This window comes from Paenibacillus sonchi (genome assembly GCF_016772475.1).
GTDB classification, from domain to species: Bacteria; Bacillota; Bacilli; order Paenibacillales; family Paenibacillaceae; genus Paenibacillus_AQ; species Paenibacillus_AQ sonchi.
This window is the reverse complement of the sequence record NZ_CP068595.1, coordinates 5031206-5046891: the sequence shown is the minus strand read 5'-3', so window position 1 is coordinate 5046891 and position 15686 is coordinate 5031206. Positions and strand designations below refer to the sequence as shown.

Here is a 15686-nt window from a genome sequence, read left to right as displayed (position 1 = left end):
CTGATTTTCAAAAAAACCGCTATGTATTCCCTCCTTTATTCGCCTAACAGCTTGATGAAATTCGCCGGCAGATTAAACTGCTGGTTGTTGATCATGATCCGGCGGAGCTCTACATCGGTGTCGTCGCCCTGGGCATCCTTGATCTCCTTAATTTCACGGTGCAGGCGCTCCATCTGCAGATCCAGCTCATACGCCTTGTCGGCGGCATTTTTCAATTCCCGGGTCAGATGCTCAGGAACGGACTGGCTGTATTTATAAAAGATTTTATGCTCCAGACTGGCCCAAAAGTCCATGGCAATGGTACGGATCTGCACCTCTACACAGACCTGCTCCTGGCAGTCGGACAAAAACACCGGAACCTCGACCAGCAGATGCAGGCTCTGATAGCCATTCGGCTTGGGATGCTTGATGTAATCCTTCACGCCCAGCACCTTCAAATCATCCTGCTTCTGCAGCATGGCACTGACCTGATAAATATCGGAGATAAAAGAGCAGGTAATCCGCAATCCGGCGATATCCTTAATAGTGGCTCTGATCGCAGGCAGCGACAGCTCGTTGTTTTTGCGCAGCATTTTGTTCATAATGCTCTCAGGGGATTTGATCCGCGACTTCGTATGCTCGATCGGGCTGTAGTCATGGAGCATCTGGAATTCCTGCTTCAGGATTTCAATTTTGGTCTCCATTTCCTCCAATGCGAACTTGTAAATCATCATAAAACGGGTCAATTCATATTTAAGCTGCTTGAATTTTTCGATCTGATCTTGGGTGTTCATACTCAGTTCTCCTATCTTAATCTTTCATTCATCATAGCCAATCTATTAGACGAATTCAAATTTTCCGCATACAAAAAGGCTATCCCGAACGTCCGTTATGCAACGAACGGGATAACCTTATGCCTGATCTCATGATTGCCTGATTTACATAATGATTTCTTCAACTGACAAGCTGCGCTCACGCGAGAGGTCTTTGAACACATTATCGACTTTAACCAGCGGCCTGAACATATCCAGCGGGTTATTCATCACAATCGTCCCGATTTCCCCATTGGAGAGTTGAACATTCTTGCCTACAAAGCCCGGCAGCAGATGTCCGGTAAGTGCTTGTACCACTGTTCCGTTCAGCTTGCCAAAGCCCATTTCATGCACCTTGCGCAGTACAGCAACCAACCCCTGCTTCGGCTGGTTCGGCCGGGAGGTGGTCAATCCCATGTAAATATTCGCCACCGTGACAATTTCCGTGTACGGATGAATCTCGCTTTTAAGGATTTGGTTCGGATAACCTGTTCCATCCTCATATTCATGATGCTGCAGCGCCACAAGTGCCGTCTTCTCATCCATCTTCGAACCGCGGATAATCTCATAGCCGAAGGTTGTATGCCGTTTCAGTTCTTCCTCTTCAGCAGGTGTCAGAACTCCGGTTTTGTTCAAGATGGACAGCGGCACCTGGCTTTTGCCGATATCATGCAGATAGCCTGCACGGCTGATCTCGAACCGTTCCTCTTTGGAATGGCCCATCCAGGCAGCAATATAATACGACAGCAGGCCGACCTGCAGGGAATGGTGATATGTATCAATGTCGTCGCGTTCGAGCAACAGCAGCAAAGATACGACATCCTTCTGCGTATCCAGCGTTTCCAGCAGCGGCTGCAGTGTATCATCCACCATGGATTGAGTGAACGTGCCTTGGGCCAATGCCTCCAGGAAAATCGATTCGTAATTCTGGATCGCATGGTCGAAGTTGTCATTCAGACTGTGGCCAAGGCTACTGCCATCGGCATCAACTGCGGTGCGCGGCTCAATATCCACGTATTCGATCTTGTGCCGGAGCAGGATGGTGATTTCCTCACGCTGAACTACCGTTCTCTTGGGAAGAACGTGCAGACCCACACTATTGAAAGTGTCTGTCAGAAGACAGTCGCCGTGTTTAAGATCAGTGACATGAACTTTCAAGTCTCAGCACCCCTTTTTTTATGTATAAACTTTATTTGATCATAGCCTAAAATCCTCCAGAGCCACAATATGGTTAAAGTCACGTTCCCAGACCCGGACTAGGTATATTGAATCCCCGACTTAAGCCTCTTCTACATCCATTTTACAAATCTTTTGTAGGTCAGCTTGACTCTATTCTCTTCTGCCCAGCGGGTCAGCTGCTTCATCGCCTGCTCACGGTCATCGATAAAACGGAAGCTTGGACGAATGGGGACAATTCTGTTGCCTATAGGCTTAATGCCCATAACCGGCCCGTCGATTTGGATGGATTGGATGCTCTGAGCAGACTTTTGATCCGGGATACAGGTAATTGGTCCTGCATGGTGTGTTTCCTTTCACGAATCGGAATGACGGAGCAGTATACTTGAACAGGTTATGCAGCTATAATCTAAATAAAAAAGGGAGGATGCCAAACCATGTATGAGCATCTTGTTGTTTTTAGATTTAATGAGCAATATAAGCCCGGCACCGGAGAGCAGCTGGTGCAGACGCTTTTGGCGCTGAAGGATTCCATTCCGGGGATTGTAGAGCTTACGGCAGGTGTGAACGAGACGGAGGAAACGGAGAACATCCATGGATATACGCTGGGGCTTCGCGTGACCTTCAGTGATCAGGAAGCCCTGCGCAAGTATGGACCCCATCCGGCACATCAACATTTTGTGGGGCTGCTGGAAGGAATCATTGAGAATGTTGTAGTTGTGGATTACCCTGTTTTTTAGAAAAGATCATTGACATCCAGCAGAACTTTGCCGATCAGCTTATCCTTGGCTACAAATGGAGTGCTCCACAGATGGGCGTCATAGCTTGTATTGCGGTTATCGCCCAGAAAAAAGTAGTGGTCTGCGGGGACCGTGACCGGCCCGAACCTGTAGTTCATCTTCTCCTGAAGGTACGGCTCATCGACCTGTTCTCCATTTCGGTACAAGGCCCCGTCCTTGACCTCCAGGGTATCTCCCGGCAGCCCCATGAGGCGTTTGACATATTTCTTCTGCTCATCGCCAGGTACCGGCGGATTGAACACTACGATATCGCCATGCTTCAGCGAGGTCAGCCAGAGCATTTTCTCCACAACCAGCCGGTCGTTGATTTGGATCGTCGGAATCATAGAGCCGGTTGGGACCCTCATGGCTTCAGCCACATATGTACGGATAAACAAAGACAAAACAATACCGATGGCTATGCTCGGCACCCACTGCTTCAGAAATTTTTTCATTTCACTTCCACCTCTCGGTCCATCTCGGATTAAATTTCAAAACGTTTCAGAATCAGCGCCATTTCGGCTTCTACGTCAACCCCGGAGTGCTTGGAAAGGTGGATCACCAGCAGCCCGCCGAAGATCTGCTCCCACCTGCCCTTATGTTCCGTTATCCGCCGTTTGAATTCATGAATTTCCTGCGAAACTGCCGCCTCTTTGCTGAGCAGCCAGGCATATCTGACATAACCCGATTTCTGCACCGTTTCCACATAGTAGGCTATTCCCTGCTTTTCCTCGACTCTAATAATATCTCCAAGGGCAATGCACGGATTAAAAATCGGCGTTTCTTCAATACGGTATTTGCCCTGCGCCACCGGTGTCACATCCAGAACTTCAATCTCGCGGCCGCGCTTATCAAAGCAAATATGCAGTCCTACCGTACCCGGCATTAAGCACACCTCCATTCCATTCAGCCAGATCCTATCATCCATTATTTCATTTTTTTGAGCGAGCTGGCAATAATCCCTTCAAAAACCTTCCAGGGCAGCAGCGTTTTGCCGATCGTTAGCAGGCGGGAGCCTTTGCCGACAGGATAGCGCAGCTGGGGGGCCTTCATCGCAGTGATCCGTGCAATCAGCCCGGCAACCCGGTCCGGATCGGGTGCAGTCTCAGCGCTCGTCCGGGAATACCGCAGTACTTGGGCAAGCTGCTCCTGATACGGCGAGTTGACGCTGGTGTGCATCCCCTCCATCCCTTTATCCCAGATCGGGGTACGGAAAGAGGCGGGCTCCACCAGCACGACCCGGATGCCAAACGGCAGCACCTCCTGGCGCAGACTCTCGCTAAAGCCCTCCACGGCGTATTTGGAAGCAGCATATGGAGCGTAGCCGGGAAATCCGGTCAACCCGCTGACACTGCTGATATTGACGATCAGGCCCGCCCGCTGACGCCGCATGACAGGCAGCATGGCCTTAGTGACTTCAACCAGTCCAAAAAATTCGTATCCATCTGCCGCCGCCATTCCTCCATGCCCACTTCTTCCACAAAGCCGCCTACGGCAAAACCGGCATTATTGACCAGCACATCCACTCGTCCGAACTTGTCCAGAACGGCCGCGACAGCCGATTGAATGGACGCCGAGTCCGTGACATCGAGACTTATCACATATATCCGCTCCGCTAATCCGGCTTCTCCGGCCTGGCGCAGCAGCTCCCCTTGGCGGCTTAAGTCCCGCATGGTGGCTGCAACCCGGCAGCCTTGGCGTGCCAGAGCCAGTGCGGTCAGCAGCCCGAAGCCGGAAGAGGTCCCGGTGATGAGGGCGATTGTATCGGCGTTCTGCCCGTTTTTGCTGTTCATAATTGCACCTTCTTCATCTTTTTGCGCTCCCAAATTTTAGCTTAAAACAAATGTACTACAGCTTCAACTTCCGGATCAACGGGATACCGACCCGCCGGAGCAGCCAGCCCAAAAAGGACCAGCTGCAGCGGTTCAGCCAGGATGTGCCTTGGTCACAGACCGCCGACAGTTCTGTGGCCCCCACAGCTCCACGGTTGCGCTTGAACTGCCCTACCCCGGAGCTTTCATGCAGCAGCTCTCCCCTGCTTCCGGCAAGATCGATCAGTACGGCCGACAGCATCCGGTACAGGCCGAGCGGCTGGGGCAGTGAGGTATCATAGCCGAACAGCGGCGCTGTCATCGCGCCTTCACGGCTGTAGAAGCCGAGTACGGCGTCAAGCCTGCCGTTTTTGCGCAGCCCGTATATATAAAGCGTCCGCTTCTCCAGCGCCAGCCGGATGTAGGCCTCCGTAAACTGCGGGTTATGCTTCGAATATTTATGTATATATAGCAGTTCGTACAGCTCCACAATGCGGGGGATATCCTCCTCCGTAATCTGCCCGGGCGGGTCAACCGTGTAGCCATGCTTATCCAGCAAAGCCCGGTCACGTTTGACCAGCCATTTCGCCTTGGACCCTGCGGGATGCTGCAGCAGATAAATCTGGCGGCTCGGCACCCATTTGCAGCCATATCCGTCCAGGGCCTCCAGGAGAGCACCGGAAGTCTCCTTGCTGAGGGAGCGCAAAAGAACCGTATAACCGGGATACTCGGAGCGGAGAAAATCAATTACTTTCAGCAGCTGATCCGGACTTACCGGGGGATACAGGTTGGTGGACAGCAGCCAGTTGTTGACCTGGACCACCTTGTTAAACCGGGCAGTCCGCAGCAGAAGCCCCATACCCCGCAGAAGAACAGCCAATGTTCCCTCCAGCAGCCGGTTATTCAATAACGCCAGCTCCTCTTGGGCATAGCTGACATAATGCGTGTACGGGGAGCAGACATAGGAATTGGCATACTCGTTTTCATTTACGGTAATCGGGATCGGCAGACCGTCAACCACTACCGCCTTGACGGTTGTATGCACATTGGCGATAAAGTGCTCTGCCGGATGCTCCAGCATTGCTGAAAGGTATTCCCGTGCATACCGGCCATATTCCGTGTCAGGCCATTGCAGCTCCCGGGCGCTGTCCCGGTCATATAGATACACTCCGTCGTTCAAAGCTTCCAGCTCCTTTCTACCCGGCGCAGCTTCACCGCTCCAGGTGTGAAGCTGTAATCGGTGAATTGAAGCTGAGGCGGAATACAGCTGAAACGGGTGAACAAACGCGAGAATTCTCCGGCCAACAAGGACTCTATATCCTTTGCGCTGCCCCTGCGTGTGCGGTACGAAATCTCCAGATCCAGCGGACTGCGCTGAATGACCCGGTAATGCTCGATCTCCGGTGAAGCCGCCAGCACAGCCCGGGTGACAAAATCGGGAAACAGCGTGACCAGCTGGCCATTCTCCGAATGGGGCAGGTACAGAATATCATCGCACCGCCCTTCAATCCGTTCTATCGCCGTAAACAAAGAGCCGCAGGGGCATGGAGCCGCCGATTCGGTAAGAATGTCGTTCAGCCGGTAGCGGATAATGGGCTGGACGCTTCTTGAAAAGTCCGTCACAACCGGCACGAAGCGCCTGGATTCACGGTCAAGATACTCTTTTTCAATATGAACAATATCTTCATTAAGGTGCAGCATGCCGTATTTACAGGTGCAGCCGAGAAAACCCTCCGTACATTGATAAGCCTGGTGAACGGTCTGGCCGAAGGTCCGCTCAATATGCTCCCGGTCCAGCGGGTCCAGCACTTCCGCTACAGAGATCAGGCGGCGCGGCTGAACCGTCAGGCCTCCCGACAGCCGCGCCTCGGCGAGCATACGGAGCATGGACGGCGGGGCGATCCAGATGTCAGGACTGTACTGCTCCAGCCGTGCGATCAGCTGCGGAACCGGCTCCAGCAGATCAAAATATTGAAATTGCAGGCGCCCTTGCCGGACAGACTCATAGAGATTGCTGTTCGCCCGCAGGAAAAAAGCGATCTTGGCGCGCTGCCACAGCCCTCCGGGCAGCAGCTTCGCTAATACAGTACCTGTCCAGGCGGCCTGCTCCTGTTCACTGACCAGAAATATCCCGCGGTTTCCCGACGTTCCCGACGACAGGCCAACGGTAATGCCATGCAGCGTCGGCTTGAAATAACGGCTGTTTTCCGCCTCATAAGCCTCAGCAAAAGCCATGTCTTTGGTAATTCCTGCTGTGTTGAGCGTATCGAAATAATCCATCATAAGCTGTTTTTCTATAGCGGGAAAACACCGCCACTCTTCCGCCGGCATATCCGCCCACAGATCGCGGTAAAACGGCGATAGCCGGCGGATTCGTTCCACATGCTGCCGTATCCGCCGTTCCTGCCATTGCTCCAGGGCTGCCCGGTCCTTCCAGCGGCGTCCCCATCTGGTAAGGATGTAGTACCGGAGCGTCCGCGTCAGCCGTCTCATCGGACACCGCCTGTTCCCCATAGAGCCAGTGCCTCACGGCAGTGGCTGGGCACAATCCGCAGGCCGGGAAAATTCTCGTGAATCACCCGTAAACGGTCAAAATTATGCCGGTATTCCTTGCGGTCAGACATAATGAGACCGGCTGCCGGATGCGGCCTGCGGTTCTCGCGGAAGGCCCGGCTGGACCATACGGTGTCCGCACAGAGCAGATAGTCATATCCGTCTCCGGACACAAACAAGCCGATCATTCCCGCAGCATGGCCGGACATCTCCACCGCCAGCAGACTGCCGTCGCCAAGCAGATCGTAAGCTTCCGTGAAAGGAAATCCGGGGGGCAGCGGGCGTTGTGGCGAATACTCGTCCACGGGCAGGGAACGAGCAGTGAAATCCCCCGGCAGCAGTCCCGGAAGAAATCCGGCCCGGAGCGCCTTGATGGGGCCAAGGCGGTGTACCGCCTCGTATGACTTCCGCAAATAAATAAACTGCGCCTTGGGAAAATCCCGGACACCGCCGATATGGTCAGCATGAAAATGGGACAGCACCATATAACGGATCTCCTCCGGCGCAATACCGGCTTCCCGGAGCCGCTCCACGGCACTTTCTCCCTCTTTGAAAACTACAGGTGTAATATGGCGGTACAATGAAGCCGGCAGCTTCGCCGTTTCCTCAAAGAAACGTGAACTGTAGCCTGTATCGAACAGGATTGGCCCATGCTGCGGATGCCTCAGCAGCGCATAGCCCGCAGGAAAAGCGACGGGTTTGATTGTACCGCCCTTCAGCGTCAATAGCTCGGGATGCAGACAGTACCCTGCTGACAGGATAGACACCGATACCGGAGTTGAAGTTATCATTACTGTTCTCTCCACCATTCTGCGAAGGATTGAAGACCTTCATCTGTAGTCACACGGGGTTGATAGCCAAGCTGTTCCCGCGCCAGCGAAATATCCAGCGTCTGGGAGACCCCCAGTGCCGAAGCGGAATACCGGGTGAGCACCGGCTCGCCCAGGAAGGGCAGCAGCTTGTATACACCTTCCAGTAGTCCCGCTAAAACGTATGCAGTCCGGTAGGGAAGCTGCCTGCTGTGCAGCGGCATCTCCAGCCGGGCAAACAGCCGCTCAAGCAGGTCCCGGAACAGGATCGGCTCGCCGTTGGTGATGTTATAGGCACGCCCGGCCGCTGACAGCGGGGCACGGGAGCAGAGCAGCATGGCATCAATGACATTCTCCACACAGGTGACATCAATCATGGCCCCGCCGCCGTCCAGAAGCGGCACGCCTTTGCCCTGATTGGCTGCAAGAAGCCGGGGAACAGGGCATTGTCCATAGGCCCGAAGATCGCCCGGGGCCGCAGTATAAATACCGCCAGCCCTTCTCCGGCTGCCTGCTGCACGACACGCTCCGCCATAAGCTTGGTTGCCGCATAGCTGTTAGCCGGTTTCGGCGGGAGCGGGTCTGCTTCCCGGATGCCTAAGCGGCTCTTGCGGCTGGAATACAGGCTTGGAGTGGAGATATGAATCAGGCGCGGGACACCGTGCCGCTTGCAGCCCTCTGCTATGTTGCGTGTGGCTTCCACATTGCAGGCCACAAAATCACTGTATTTGCCCCAAGGGGAGGATAGCGCCGCACAATGAAAGACGAGATCCATCCCTGTGCATGCGCGGGCCGCTGCTTCCGTGTGGCGCAGATCTTCACATACAAAGACTGCCCCGTCCTTTTCTATCTGCTGCCCGGCCTCCCGGTTCCGCCCAAGCCCGGATACTTCCCAGCCCAGCTCTGCGAACCTCCGAACCGCATGACGGCCAAGAAAGCCCGTTGCACCCGTTACAAGCACTCTAGTCATCATTCACCGTTCCATTCTATGTCTTCTGTCAGGGCTTCAGTAACTGAAATCTTGTTCCGCCTGGCCAAGCGGCAGGCGTGATAGATGATCCGAAGCTGCTCGCGGAAGGGGCGCGGATCACTTTTGCGGAAGATTACATCCTCCGCCTGGCGCAGCGCTCTTCCCCACTCCGCCAGGCCTGCCGGTCCCGGCCGCAGGGCGCAGGCGAGCATGGGAAGCGCGAGCATGGACTTTTTGCCGGAACGCGGCATGCTGACGGTTCCGGCCAGAGCCCGCTGCTCCGGATTCAGCAGCGCCTGCACCAGCCCGTCCTCCGCAGCGAACAGATGAATCCCGCTGGTCGCACGCGGGTTGCACTCGATCGGATACAAGGTTCCCTCCTGCACCTGGATGAAATCAAAGCCGATCTGGCCGCTGAAGCCGGAAGCCCGGCTGAAGCGCTGCACCCAGTCCAAAGCCGCCGGATGCTCCAGATGCTCAAAGTATACACTCGCTCCCGACCTGCCGGTCCGGTATCTGCTGCCGTATGCCGCATGTGCGATGACCTCACCTTGATGCACAACACTGTAAGTGCAGATGGCCTCACCTGTGATATACTGCTGAGCCACCCATGGCGCAGCGGATGAAATGCCGCGCGGAGCGGCAAGGCTGCGCGGGCCCCCTATGCCCTCCTGCCTCCCGTTGACCGTCCGGGGCAGAATCACTTTGGAGGCAAAGCGGGAATACGCCGGTTTGTACACCCAGGCCTCCCTTTTATGTGCCGCTTCATCCGTCTGGATTCTCCATTCCTCCGGGCTGCTGAGCAGACGGGTCTCGGGGACGGTTAATCCCAGTTCGCGGGCCCAGGCAATGAACTCGCCCTTATGGTGCAGTCTTGCCAGCGTCTCCCGTTCTGCGGAAAGCACGCGGCAGCCGCGGAGGCGGGCAAGACCGGCCGAAATATAAAAAATCTCCTCGCACTGCGGAATCAGCACATCAATGTGCAGTTCTTCCACCAGCCTCGCCAGCAGATCAATATAAGCTTCCGGGTCGTGCCTTGGCGGCGGGGCGCGAAAGCTTCGTTCTACAGCCGAAGAAACGCGGCATAAATGGTATTCGGCGCTTTCTGCGGCATACACCCGGTGCCCCGCAGCCTGCAAGAGCCGGGAGAGCTCCAGCGCCACAGGTGCCCGTCCGCCGGTAATGAGCACATTCATGACCGGCGGACTGCCGGAAGGATCAGTAATCAAGGATCAGGCCTCCCAGTGACAGACCGGCTGCGGTTCCAATGAACAGTATGCGGTCTCCCCGCTGCACCCGCCCCTGACTGACCGCTTCATGCAGCCCCATCGGGATTGAAGCCGCAATGGTATTGCCATGACCCGGCGTATTGTCGAGGAATCTGTCCTCGGCTATGCCCAGCTTTTTGCGGAGCAGCCGCATGGCCATCGCACTTCCCTGATGGGGCACCACCAAACGGAAATCCTCCATTTGCGTATGGCTCTGTGCCAGCATGTCTTCCAAAAATTCTGGAAGGAGCTTAGAAGCTTTTCTGAAAATGGCTTGTCCGTCCATATGGAAAAGATAAGGCAGTGCATTCTCCCTGCTGAATTTCCGGGCATGCAGTCTGGTGCCTCCTCCGGCAATCTCCGAATAACGGGCGCCGCTGCTGTATGTTTTGAGCGAGGCGTGCAGAATCTTCGAAGACTCCCCGGCTGGACTCGGACCAATGACCACCGCAGCCGCCCCGTCTCCAAACAGTGCCGCACTCTCCTTGTCTTCGTAATCAAGCCCGGCTGAAGCAATCTCCGAAGCTACCAGAAGCACATTCCGGTATCGCCCGGCTTCGACCATATAGGACATGACATCCAGGCCTACCAGAAAGCTGAGGCAGGTTGAATCGATATCAAAAGCCGGCACGCCAGAGTTCTCCTGTCCCATGGCCTGCTGTATAAATACGGCTGTACTCGGCAGCGGCTGCTCCTTGGTTCCGCTGGTACAAACCAGGCAATCGATATCCGCAAAGCTGAGGCCTGCCGCCAGAAGCGCCGCTTCCGCCGCTTTTGCCCCCATGGTGGAGGCCGTTTCACCCCCGCCGGCATAATGCCGCACCCCTACACCCGTTATTTTATTGACCCAGCCTGCAGGTGTCCCCAGCAGTGTGTCCAATTCCTCATCCGTCACCTTCCTGGTGGGTAAATATTTACCCGTTCCCAGGATTTTTACATGTCTAAGCTGCACAACGTCATCTCCCTGTTCCGACTGGTTCTAGGTGCCGAACATTATCCAATATTGTAAACTATAGATTCATTCTACTAGATTTCTTGGTTCAGTTACATAATACTAGCAAAAGATGCGCGAAAAAGCGAACCTGCGTTCTTTCCCATCTTGACTATCCATATATTTCAAGCTATAGTAAAAGGACAAATTTTCATACGATAAGCGGGAGAAGCACCTCGCAGGACAGGCCTTTGGGCCTTTCTTGGGGGTGCTTTTTTGCTTGTCTTATCGACACTATTATAGGAGATGAATTCTATGAAAGATTTAAGACGGAAATACATTGCAGCTGAAAAAAGATACGGCGCAGGCTTGTCCAGCAGATGGATAGGGCTGCTGATATTACTTTTTGTATTGGCCTCACCCGCTCCGCATGCTGCCGCTGACTGGGACTCCGCTCTGGATGAGATCCATAATCTCTACAGCGATTATACCGGACTTCAGACGGCACTGAAGTCCGAGACTGGGAGAACGCAGACGCTCCGCAAGCAGAATAATGCCGATCTTGCCGCCATTAATCTGAAGCTGAAGGCCATAGATTCTGTCTTGCTGAAGCGCTTGAAGTCAGAAGCCGAAGCCATGAAGAAGAAGCATGCGCCGCTGCTGGAGGAGTACACTTCGCTCAGCAAACAGATTGCAGCAGCACGCAAGGCAGGGAACCTGAAGTCGGCGACCCTGCTGGAAATTAAGCGCAATAAGCTGAAGGCCGCCGCTGCCGCTGCCCGGGCCGAGGTCAAAGCGAAGAATACCGCATTTGCTGAAGCCCGGGCGCTGACGGCAGCCAAGATAAAACCAGCCAAAGATGCCCTGGCACCTGTTGCCAGTCTCAAGAAGCAGATTACTGCCCAGAATAAAGCCGCCAGCACCACACAGACGGAGCGCGCAGAGGCTCACAAGCGCTATAAGGCCGCGATTGCATCGGGAGACGCCATCACAGCGGCTGCGGCGATGAAACTAGCTTATGCCCGGATGGGGGAGCTTCGCACTTTCGGGCAGCAATCGTACGCCTGGGAGCAGAAGATCACTGTTGCGCTGCGGGCTGCTGAAGCCAAGCTGCCCAAATAAGCCCGCTAGGGATAGGATGATGATTTAGCAATACTTGCTATGTATACAGGCAGTATCGGATTTCCTCTGCTCCGGCTGTCCCTCAAATGAGCTGCACCAGCCAGATGATCACATGAGCTGCCGGCAGAAGTACAAGCTGGCCCAGCAGAGTCCCCAGGAAACGTGAGCCCATCAATAAGACGTAGATTTTCCCCAGCTGATCACGGGAATCTGCATTTTCAATGGCTTTATGGGTGATAATGCCAAGCTGAGGGTCAATGAAGATCGTCAGCATGATGGTAGCGAGCCCGTTGATCAACCCGGAAGCCTGGGATGCGGTAGTGCTGAGGGCAGGTACCAGATGGGCGGCCAGCAATGAGGACAGCACACCGACCGTATAGAACGCGGTAACAAATATATTCATTATAATAAAGCGCTTCGGAATCCCCAGATAGCGGAAGCTGTGCAGCATCACTCTGGGCTTGCGGAAATACTTGCGGGTGTTCTTCAACTGGCCGATCGTCACACTGGTCAGCAGCTTGGGGATGGAGCCTTCAATCTCCAGCTTGGAGATGATTCTTCCGCACAGCCCCACAAAGCTCGGGAACAAGGCAATGGCAATCAAGGTACCCAGTGAAGAGGCCAGCATGATAATCCGCAAATAATTGTCCAGCGGAAAGGTATCATGTGTCTTGGCATAATCAACAAATTTGGCCGTCAGCGGAGCCTGGACCATATTGGCCGTTCTGGACACCAGCACGATAATCCCCGTCAGGGATAATGCGATGGCAATTTTGTTGAGCTTCACACCGGCAAAGCGCACCGAATACGATAACGTCTCGGCTGTGTGAATGATCATGGTCAGAATGCACACTACAATTATACTGTTCGTCATTAGCAGATTTCATCTCCATATCAGGCAGCATTTGGCTGATTTGCAGCAGTTCCTGCATCCATATAATTACAAATGAAAGCCAACCCACTAAATATATATTCCTTTACTGCGATAATCCAGAAGCAATTTTGTAAGATTTATAGAATGACTTATCGGATTATCCGAAAGAACAGCAAAGAGCAGACATCCCGTGAAGATATCTGCCCATCTTAACTGGTTCTCCATGAATTTATTGATCTCCCCGCTCTTGACACTTGTTCAGTCGACTTCTTGAAGAGCAACGGACTGCAAAGGCCCCGTTTGAATCAGTCGGGTCAGCATCAGCGCCATTTCTTCGGCGGTGTAGGTCATACCTGATTCCAGCCAGGTCTGAATCAGTCCGAACTGGGCCGCACCGAGATAGTTGATCAAATAGCGGTCGGGGATGCCGCCAAGTGTTGCGCCGCCGCTGCTTTGCTTCACATGGTCATACATATGTGTGCCCATCAGATATTTCAGCCGTTCTCCCAGTGCTTTTGATCCTTTGGGATCAAAAATCGCCTTAAAAAAATCAGCATGTTTGCTTAAATGGGTGAAAGCTCTGACGACCGGCCCGAAGGGTGTTTGCTCTGTGTTGTTGTATAGCATTGCTTCAAAATCTGCCGGTCTAAAAAGTTCCTCCAGCTCCTTCATCATCTCTGTCCGCTCAATCAGCTCGCAAATATCATGGTAATGGAGATAAAAGGTCCCGCGGTTAATTCCGGCCCGCTGCGTCAAATCTCTGACCGTCAGCCCGCTGATCCCTTTTTCTTTCAGCAGCTCCATGAACGCTTCATCAATCAGCCGCTTGGTGCGGATTACCCTAAGATCCCTGTCTTTGTCCGTCAATGGATTCATTCCTTTGCATGAAGCTAGATTATAATCGTCACTTTGCCGGGTCTGTTCATTAATCAACATTTTTTCAAAGCTGATTATTGTAGCCGGCTGCTGCACTTATTATAATTGACCCTGCAGCGACAGATCAACATGTGTCCCCAAAGATACACGTGTTCATTATAAGCAGGAGGATGATCAATTATGCAATATCGAAATTTATCCCGTACAGGTATCCGTGTCAGTGCCTACGCCCTTGGCGGAGGCGTCATCGGATCAGGTAACAAAGACGAGGCTGAATGCTTTCAAATGATTCATAAGGCCATAGATTCCGGGATCAACTTCCTGGATACTTCGGATATTTACTCCGGCGGCGAATCCGAGCGGATCATCGGCAAAGCACTGGCCGGACGGCGCAGTGAGGTTATATTGGCGACCAAGGTAGGCAACCCCAAAAGCGGGGCAGTCAATCATCAGGGCGTTTCAAGGTTGTGGATCAGACATGCCGTCGAGAACAGTCTGCGTAGTCTGCAGACCGACTATATTGATCTGTACCAGCTCCACAGACCTTTTGCGGATACCGATTTCGAGGAAACGCTCGATGTGCTGACAGATCTGGTGAAAGAAGGGAAAGTCCGGTATATCGGAACCTCCAATCATCAGGCCTGGCAAATTGCCGAAGCGCAGGCCGTAAGCAGCCGTCGGTTATTGCAGCGCTTCGTCAGTGAGCAGTCTCCTTACTCTATCCTTAAAAGGGCCATCGAGCTAGATCTTCCAGGGGCGGCGGACAAATATAATCTTGGGCTTCTTGTATACGGGCCACTGGCCGGAGGACTACTGACTGGTAAATACAGAGCAGGCCATGCTGCAGCCGAAGATTCGCGAGCCGCTCGCTATAAGGGACATTCCGCCGGGGAGGCACTTGATCCTGAACGTCCCCAAAACAAAAATAAATTTGAGCTCATCCATAAACTGCAGACCGTAGCCGATGAGGCAGGAATCTCTCTGCCGCATATGGCTGTTGCTTTTACACAAACGCATCCAGCGGTAACTTCGACAATTATCGGACCACGAACCCCTCTGCAGCTGGGTAACTTTTTAAGCGGAGCCAATCTGCAGCTCAGCGCGGATGTGCTGGACGCCATAGACCGGATCGTCCCCCCAGGCAGCAACGTTGACGATGTGGACCGGGCCTGGACACCGGATTGGCTATCAGCGGCGCAGCGCAGACGGTAACAGACGTCACCCAAGGAGCTCAACACTAACAAACCGCCCCCTCATTCAGCAGATGAAAGGGCGGTCCATTGGGCGGTTCATTGAGTAGTTCATAGACATGTCCTGGTTGCGGCGTTAGACATCATTATTAGATTTTTTAGGCCAACAAAAGCGGTCCAAGGCATAGGAGAAAACAATCCCCACCGTATAGCGTAGAAGATCAATCCAGAGGAATCCTTTCCCCAGAATTAATCCCCCTGCCCTGGTAGTCCGCAGCCCGTTGATCCATTCCCCCTGGTAGAGCTGGCTGAACTCAATTCCGAAGCTGAAGCACAGGCTTAGAAGCAGCGACTGCCATAGAGGTTTCCGGGTGAACAGCACACGGCAGGCAAAATAAATCATCGATGCCCAGAGTGCATCCCCCAGATGGCTGGCGGCAAACGGCGGCAGCCGCTCGCCAAAAGCTCTGGAGCCGAGACCCATGATCATCGCCAGAAGCACAGCAGAGCTATATATCATTTTGGACCTCATTACA

At 53.7% G+C, this 15686-nt stretch carries 18 protein-coding genes and 1 pseudogene; 3 read left to right on the top strand and 16 right to left on the bottom strand.

Annotated features, from left to right (window positions below; translation table 11 throughout):
* Positions 1 to 35: 35 nt before the first annotated feature.
* From JI735_RS22445 to JI735_RS22435, 3 genes are all read right to left on the bottom strand, one after another.
* Positions 36 to 773, bottom strand: coding sequence for a GTP pyrophosphokinase (locus JI735_RS22445; protein ID WP_039839388.1), 738 nt, complete (start codon positions 771 to 773; stop codon positions 36 to 38).
* A gap of 144 nt (positions 774 to 917) precedes the next feature.
* The gene (locus JI735_RS22440; RefSeq protein WP_039839390.1) at positions 918 to 1949 is read right to left on the bottom strand and encodes an HD-GYP domain-containing protein; all 1032 of its coding nucleotides are present in this window, start codon (positions 1947 to 1949) and stop codon (positions 918 to 920) included.
* A 131-nt stretch (positions 1950 to 2080) separates the two neighbouring features.
* Entirely contained in the window at positions 2081 to 2233 is a 153-nt protein-coding gene (locus tag JI735_RS22435) for a hypothetical protein (RefSeq protein ID WP_157771515.1), read from the bottom strand.
* A 171-nt stretch (positions 2234 to 2404) separates the two neighbouring features.
* On the opposite strand from JI735_RS22435, the gene JI735_RS22430 reads away from it, so the two are divergent.
* Positions 2405 to 2707 carry a Dabb family protein gene (locus tag JI735_RS22430; protein WP_039839392.1) on the top strand — a complete coding sequence of 101 codons (303 nt, stop codon included), beginning with the start codon at positions 2405 to 2407 and terminating at the stop codon, positions 2705 to 2707.
* On the opposite strand, the gene lepB is transcribed toward JI735_RS22430, so the two are convergent.
* From lepB to JI735_RS22385, 10 genes and pseudogenes are all read right to left on the bottom strand, one after another.
* On the bottom strand, positions 2704 to 3201 hold the full coding sequence (lepB, locus tag JI735_RS22425; RefSeq protein WP_039839393.1) for a signal peptidase I: 498 nt from the start codon (positions 3199 to 3201) through the stop codon (positions 2704 to 2706). The genes JI735_RS22430 and lepB overlap by 4 nt on opposite strands.
* Before the next feature lie 29 nt (positions 3202 to 3230).
* A complete protein-coding gene (locus tag JI735_RS22420; RefSeq protein WP_039839395.1) occupies positions 3231 to 3632 on the bottom strand; it encodes a DUF4265 domain-containing protein in 402 nt (133 codons plus the stop codon).
* Positions 3633 to 3673: 41 nt separating this feature from the next.
* A pseudogene (locus tag JI735_RS22415) lies at positions 3674 to 4539 on the bottom strand (SDR family oxidoreductase).
* 55 nt (positions 4540 to 4594) lie between these two features.
* Positions 4595 to 5737, bottom strand: a complete 1143-nt coding sequence (locus tag JI735_RS22410) for a GNAT family N-acetyltransferase (protein ID WP_202676456.1) — start codon at positions 5735 to 5737, stop codon at positions 4595 to 4597.
* Positions 5734 to 7050 (bottom strand): F390 synthetase-related protein, encoded by a 1317-nt coding sequence (locus tag JI735_RS22405; RefSeq protein ID WP_202676455.1) that lies wholly within the window; start codon positions 7048 to 7050, stop codon positions 5734 to 5736. Before JI735_RS22405 ends, JI735_RS22410 begins: the two co-directional genes overlap by 4 nt.
* Positions 7047 to 7901: an MBL fold metallo-hydrolase gene (locus tag JI735_RS22400; protein WP_202676454.1), complete on the bottom strand. Its 855-nt coding sequence runs from the start codon at positions 7899 to 7901 to the stop codon at positions 7047 to 7049. The genes JI735_RS22405 and JI735_RS22400 overlap by 4 nt, the downstream gene beginning before the upstream one ends.
* Entirely contained in the window at positions 7901 to 8323 is a 423-nt protein-coding gene (locus tag JI735_RS37450) for a Rossmann-fold NAD(P)-binding domain-containing protein (RefSeq protein WP_325175532.1), read from the bottom strand. Before JI735_RS37450 ends, JI735_RS22400 begins: the two co-directional genes overlap by 1 nt.
* Positions 8293 to 8892: an NAD-dependent epimerase/dehydratase family protein gene (locus JI735_RS37445; protein ID WP_325175531.1), complete on the bottom strand. Its 600-nt coding sequence runs from the start codon at positions 8890 to 8892 to the stop codon at positions 8293 to 8295. Before JI735_RS37445 ends, JI735_RS37450 begins: the two co-directional genes overlap by 31 nt.
* Positions 8889 to 10118 (bottom strand): ATP-grasp domain-containing protein, encoded by a 1230-nt coding sequence (locus JI735_RS22390; RefSeq protein ID WP_233476004.1) that lies wholly within the window; start codon positions 10116 to 10118, stop codon positions 8889 to 8891. The genes JI735_RS37445 and JI735_RS22390 overlap by 4 nt, the downstream gene beginning before the upstream one ends.
* A complete protein-coding gene (locus JI735_RS22385) occupies positions 10108 to 11109 on the bottom strand; it encodes a beta-ketoacyl-ACP synthase III (protein ID WP_202676453.1) in 1002 nt (333 codons plus the stop codon). The genes JI735_RS22390 and JI735_RS22385 overlap by 11 nt, the downstream gene beginning before the upstream one ends.
* Positions 11110 to 11403: 294 nt before the next feature.
* Between JI735_RS22385 and JI735_RS22380 the strand changes: the two genes are divergently transcribed.
* Positions 11404 to 12210 carry a hypothetical protein gene (locus JI735_RS22380; protein ID WP_051052318.1) on the top strand — a complete coding sequence of 269 codons (807 nt, stop codon included), beginning with the start codon at positions 11404 to 11406 and terminating at the stop codon, positions 12208 to 12210.
* A gap of 82 nt (positions 12211 to 12292) precedes the next feature.
* Here the strand turns inward: JI735_RS22380 and JI735_RS22375 are convergent, their stop codons facing one another.
* The gene (locus JI735_RS22375) at positions 12293 to 13084 is read right to left on the bottom strand and encodes a lipid II flippase Amj family protein (protein ID WP_039839429.1); all 792 of its coding nucleotides are present in this window, start codon (positions 13082 to 13084) and stop codon (positions 12293 to 12295) included.
* Between the two features lie 258 nt (positions 13085 to 13342).
* Positions 13343 to 14020, bottom strand: coding sequence for a TetR/AcrR family transcriptional regulator (locus JI735_RS22370; protein ID WP_157771516.1), 678 nt, complete (start codon positions 14018 to 14020; stop codon positions 13343 to 13345).
* A gap of 120 nt (positions 14021 to 14140) precedes the next feature.
* Between JI735_RS22370 and JI735_RS22365 the strand changes: the two genes are divergently transcribed.
* Positions 14141 to 15172, top strand: coding sequence for an aldo/keto reductase (locus JI735_RS22365; protein WP_039839430.1), 1032 nt, complete (start codon positions 14141 to 14143; stop codon positions 15170 to 15172).
* Positions 15173 to 15286: 114 nt separating this feature from the next.
* On the opposite strand, the gene JI735_RS22360 is transcribed toward JI735_RS22365, so the two are convergent.
* Positions 15287 to 15670, bottom strand: coding sequence for a ribosomal maturation YjgA family protein (locus JI735_RS22360; protein ID WP_233476003.1), 384 nt, complete (start codon positions 15668 to 15670; stop codon positions 15287 to 15289).
* Between the last annotated feature and the right edge of the window lie 16 nt (positions 15671 to 15686).

What these genes read in the sequence shown, in the direction of transcription:
- JI735_RS22445 (WP_039839388.1), bottom strand. Translation starts at nt 773, where the DNA reads ATGAACACCCAAGATCAGATCGAAAAATTCAAGCAGCTTAAATATGAA.
- JI735_RS22435 (WP_157771515.1), bottom strand. Translation starts at nt 2,233, where the DNA reads ATGGGCATTAAGCCTATAGGCAACAGAATTGTCCCCATTCGTCCAAGC.
- JI735_RS22430 (WP_039839392.1), top strand. Translation starts at nt 2,405, where the DNA reads ATGTATGAGCATCTTGTTGTTTTTAGATTTAATGAGCAATATAAGCCC.
- lepB (WP_039839393.1), bottom strand. Translation starts at nt 3,201, where the DNA reads ATGAAAAAATTTCTGAAGCAGTGGGTGCCGAGCATAGCCATCGGTATT.
- JI735_RS22420 (WP_039839395.1), bottom strand. Translation starts at nt 3,632, where the DNA reads ATGCCGGGTACGGTAGGACTGCATATTTGCTTTGATAAGCGCGGCCGC.
- JI735_RS22405 (WP_202676455.1), bottom strand. Translation starts at nt 7,050, where the DNA reads ATGAGACGGCTGACGCGGACGCTCCGGTACTACATCCTTACCAGATGG.
- JI735_RS22400 (WP_202676454.1), bottom strand. Translation starts at nt 7,901, where the DNA reads ATGATAACTTCAACTCCGGTATCGGTGTCTATCCTGTCAGCAGGGTAC.
- JI735_RS37445 (WP_325175531.1), bottom strand. Translation starts at nt 8,892, where the DNA reads ATGATGACTAGAGTGCTTGTAACGGGTGCAACGGGCTTTCTTGGCCGT.
- JI735_RS22380 (WP_051052318.1), top strand. Translation starts at nt 11,404, where the DNA reads ATGAAAGATTTAAGACGGAAATACATTGCAGCTGAAAAAAGATACGGC.
- JI735_RS22375 (WP_039839429.1), bottom strand. Translation starts at nt 13,084, where the DNA reads ATGACGAACAGTATAATTGTAGTGTGCATTCTGACCATGATCATTCAC.
- JI735_RS22370 (WP_157771516.1), bottom strand. Translation starts at nt 14,020, where the DNA reads ATGTTGATTAATGAACAGACCCGGCAAAGTGACGATTATAATCTAGCT.
- JI735_RS22365 (WP_039839430.1), top strand. Translation starts at nt 14,141, where the DNA reads ATGCAATATCGAAATTTATCCCGTACAGGTATCCGTGTCAGTGCCTAC.
- JI735_RS22360 (WP_233476003.1), bottom strand. Translation starts at nt 15,670, where the DNA reads ATGATATATAGCTCTGCTGTGCTTCTGGCGATGATCATGGGTCTCGGC.